Origin of the sequence: Amnimonas aquatica (genome assembly GCF_002943415.1) — a bacterium.
Lineage (GTDB): Bacteria > Pseudomonadota > Gammaproteobacteria > Pseudomonadales > Moraxellaceae > Perlucidibaca > Perlucidibaca aquatica_A.
This window is the reverse complement of sequence record NZ_PTQZ01000179.1, coordinates 1-3811: the sequence shown is the minus strand read 5'-3', so window position 1 is coordinate 3811 and position 3811 is coordinate 1. Positions and strand designations below refer to the sequence as shown.

Below are 3811 nucleotides of genomic sequence, written 5' to 3'. Positions count from 1 at the left end.
TGGGCGTGCGGTGTTTCATCGGTATCGGGCGGCAGCGGAGGGGAGCGGCGGAATCGAGGGCGGGCCGGATGATCCGCGCGCCCTGCGGCGCCGGAGGGTATCACCGGGGCATGCCGGCGACCAGTCTGACGGCCGCTGCCGGCTCAGTCCGGTTCCGGTGCAGACAGCAGTTCCAGCGCCTGTTCGCACAGCGCGGCCTGCTGGGCCTCGGTCGCCAGGCCGGACTGCAGCACCAGGTACTGCAGCCGTTCGGCGCGCGAGAGCTCGCGACCGCTGAAGTCGCGCTGTTCGATCTCGCGGTACAGCGCCAGCTGGCGGCGATGCCGCTCCAGGCGATGGCGCAGGTCCCCGGCCACCCCGGCCGGCCCGAGCACGGCTTCCGCGCGCAGGCGCACCAGCAGCGCGTCACGCAGCGGGGGCGGGTCCTCGGCGGTGCCGGTCCAGCGCCGCAGCTCGTCACGGCCGGCCGGCAGCACCTGGTAGATCTTCTTGCGGCCGCGCGCGCCCTCGGCGGCGGTCGACGCGACCCAGCCCGCCTGTTCCAGCCGCCCCAGCTCCTTGTAGATCTGCTGGTGCGAGGCCGGCCAGAAGAAGCCGATGGAGCGGTCGAAGCGCCGGGCGAGGTCGAGGCCGGAGCAGGGACGCTCCAGCAATGACGTGAGCAGGGCGTGGGGCAGTGACATGCGGGACGGTTTCCGTGACAGGTGACCGGATGATAGTGCGGTTTAGGTTATGCAATCACTTGCAATTAATGGGGCTTTGGTCTTTAAATATGCAACTGATTGCATAAACTGCTGCCACAAAGAGTGCCCGGACAATGTCTTCGACCCTGTATCCCCACCTGCTCGCGCCGCTGGATCTCGGCTTCACCACGCTCAGGAACCGCGTGCTCATGGGCTCCATGCACCTCAACCTGGAGGAGGCGGAAAACGGCTTCGAGCGCATGGCCGCCTTCTACGCCGAGCGCGCGCGCGGCGGTGTCGGCCTGATCGTGACCGGGGGCATTTCGCCGGATGAACGCGGGCTGGTGTTCGCCGGCGGCGCCAAGCTGACCACCGAGGAAGAGGCGGCGCACCACCGCGTGGTGACCGACGCCGTGCACCGAGAGGGCGGCAAGATCGCCATGCAGATCCTGCATACCGGGCGCTATTCGTATCAGCCCGGCCTGGTGTCGGCGAGCGCGGTGAAGGCGCCGATCAACCCGTTCCAGCCGCACGCGCTGACCCACGAGGAGGTGCTGGAGACCATCGAGAGCTTCGCGCGCTGCGCCGGGCTGGCGCAGCTGGCCGGCTACGATGGCGTCGAGGTCATGGGTTCCGAGGGTTACCTGATCAACCAGTTCATCGCCGCGCGCACCAACCAGCGCGATGACGAATGGGGCGGCTGCTACGCCAACCGCATGCGCTTCCCGGTCGAGATCGTGCGCCGCGTGCGCGAACGCGTGGGGCCGGAGTTCATCATCATCTACCGCCTGTCCATGCTCGATCTGGTCGAGGGCGGCTCGACCTTCGAGGAAGTGGTGGAGCTGGCGCTGGCCATCGAAGCCGCCGGCGCGACCATCATCAACACCGGCATCGGCTGGCACGAGGCGCGCGTGCCCACCATCGCCACCAAGGTGCCGCGCGCCGGCTTCACCTGGATCACCCGGCGCATGATGGGCAAGGTGAAGATCCCGCTGATCACCACCAACCGCATCAACACGCCGGAGGTGGCGGAGCGGGTGCTGGCCGAGGGCCACGCCGACATGGTGTCGATGGCGCGCCCGTTCCTGGCCGACGCCGAGTTCGTCAACAAGGCCGCCGAAAGCCGGGCGGACGAGATCAACACCTGCATCGGCTGCAACCAGGCCTGTCTGGACCACACCTTCTCGCTGAAGATCACCACCTGTCTGGTCAATCCGCGCGCCTGCCACGAGACCGAGATCGTGGTCGCGCCGACGGCCGCGAAGAAGCGCATCGCCGTGGTCGGCGCCGGCCCGGCCGGCCTCAGCTTCTCGGTCACGGCGGCGCGGCGCGGCCACGCGGTGACGCTGTTCGAGGCCGGCGCCGAGGTCGGCGGCCAGTTCAATGTCGCCAAGCAGGTGCCGGGCAAGGAAGAGTTCCACGAGACCATCCGCTACTTCCGCCGCCAGGTCGAGCTGACCGGCGTCGACCTGCGCCTGAACACGCGCGCGGATGTCGCGCAGCTGCTGGCCGGCGGCTACGACGAGGTGGTGCTGGCCACCGGCATCGTGCCGCGCAAGCCGCCGATCCCCGGCATCGGGCACGAGAAGGTGCTGGGTTACCTGGATGTGCTGCGCGACAAGCGGCCGGTCGGCGGCCGGGTCGCGGTCATTGGCGCCGGCGGCATCGGCTTCGATGTCAGCGAGTACCTGACCCACGAGGGCGTGAGCGGCAGCCAGGACGCGGACAAGTTCAACCGCGAGTGGGGCATCGACACCGCCTACCGCCAGGCCGGCGGCCTCATGGCGGCCGAGGTCGAGGCGTCGCCGCGCGAGGTCTTCCTGCTCCAGCGCAAGCAAAGCAAGGTCGGCGACGGGCTCGGCAAGACCACCGGCTGGATCCACCGCGCCGGGCTGATCAGCCGCCAGGTCAAGATGATTCCGGCGGTGAGCTACGAGCGCATTGACGATGACGGCCTGCATGTCAGCATCAACGGCGAGCCGAGGCTGCTGCCGGTGGATCATGTCGTCGTCTGTGCCGGCCAGGATCCGCAGCGCGAGCTGCAGGCCGGGCTGGAGGCCGCCGGCATGACCGTGCACCTGATCGGCGGCGCCGACGAGGCCGCCGAACTCGACGCCAAGCGCGCCATCAACCAGGGCGTGCGCCTGGCCACCGCTGTCTGACACCACCGGAGAACGACATGGATACGCTCACCCTGCAACCCGCCGTCGCCGCTTCGCTGCACGCCTGGCACGACATGATCGCCCGCCGCGACCTGTCCGGCCTGGATGCCATCACCCGGCCGGACGTGCGCTTCCGCTCGCCGGCGGTCCACAAGCCCTACCAGTCGGCGCCGGTGCTGGCGCTGATCCTGGGCACGGTCATCCAGGTCTTCGAGGACTTCACCTACCACCGCCAGTTCGCCTCGGAAGATGGTCTGAACGTGGTGCTTGAGTTCAGCGCCCGCGTCGGCGACCGCGAGCTCAAGGGCATCGACATGATCCGCTTCGACGAAGCCGGAAAGATCGCCGAGTTCGAGGTCATGGTGCGGCCGCTCAGCGGCCTGCAGGCGCTGGCCGGCGAGATGGGCCGGCGGCTGGCGACGCTGAAGCCGGCATGATCCCGGCACCGGCCGGTACCGGGTCGGCCCTGCGTCACCGGCATCCCTGGCTGCTGCTGACACTGGCGCCCGTGCTGCTGGCGCAGGGCATGCATGTGCGGCGCAGCATTCCGCGCCTGCCCGAGGCAGCCGGAGCCCGTGCCGGCGTGGCCGGGGAGGGGCGGCCGCTGCGGCTGCTGATCGCCGGTGATTCGGCGGCGGCGGGTGTCGGCGTGGCAGACCAGTCGCAGGCGCTGGCCGGACAGCTGGTCGCGCGTCTGGCGCCGGATTTCCGGCTGTACTGGCGGCTGGAGGCGGAGACCGGGCGCACCACCCGGCAGACGGTGGCGCAGCTGCGGGAGCTGGCACCGGAGCGCTTCGATGTCGCGGTCATCTCGCTGGGCGTCAACGATGTCACCTCGGGCATCGGTGCACGGCGCTGGGCGGCCGGGCTGGAACAGCTCACGACCCTGCTGGCGGCACGCTTCGGGGTTCGCCGGGTGCTGTTCTCGGCGGTGCCGCCCATGCACCTTTTCCCGGCGCTGCCGCA

At 69.8% G+C, this 3811-nt stretch carries 4 protein-coding genes; 3 read left to right on the top strand and 1 reads right to left on the bottom strand.

Annotated elements, in window-relative coordinates:
- Positions 1-143: 143 nt before the first annotated feature.
- Positions 144-683, bottom strand: a complete 540-nt coding sequence (locus C5O18_RS07385) for a PadR family transcriptional regulator (RefSeq protein ID WP_105192806.1) — start codon at positions 681-683, stop codon at positions 144-146.
- 134 nt (positions 684-817) lie between these two features.
- On the opposite strand from C5O18_RS07385, the gene C5O18_RS07380 reads away from it, so the two are divergent.
- The 3 genes from C5O18_RS07380 to C5O18_RS07370 all read left to right on the top strand — a co-directional run.
- Positions 818-2845 carry an NADPH-dependent 2,4-dienoyl-CoA reductase gene (locus C5O18_RS07380; RefSeq protein WP_105192804.1) on the top strand — a complete coding sequence of 676 codons (2028 nt, stop codon included), beginning with the start codon at positions 818-820 and terminating at the stop codon, positions 2843-2845.
- Positions 2846-2862: 17 nt separating this feature from the next.
- Positions 2863-3282: a nuclear transport factor 2 family protein gene (locus C5O18_RS07375; protein WP_105192802.1), complete on the top strand. Its 420-nt coding sequence runs from the start codon at positions 2863-2865 to the stop codon at positions 3280-3282.
- A partial coding sequence (locus C5O18_RS07370) for an SGNH/GDSL hydrolase family protein (RefSeq protein ID WP_105192807.1) occupies positions 3279-3811 on the top strand: 533 nt, incomplete at its 3' end. The genes C5O18_RS07375 and C5O18_RS07370, both read left to right, overlap by 4 nt.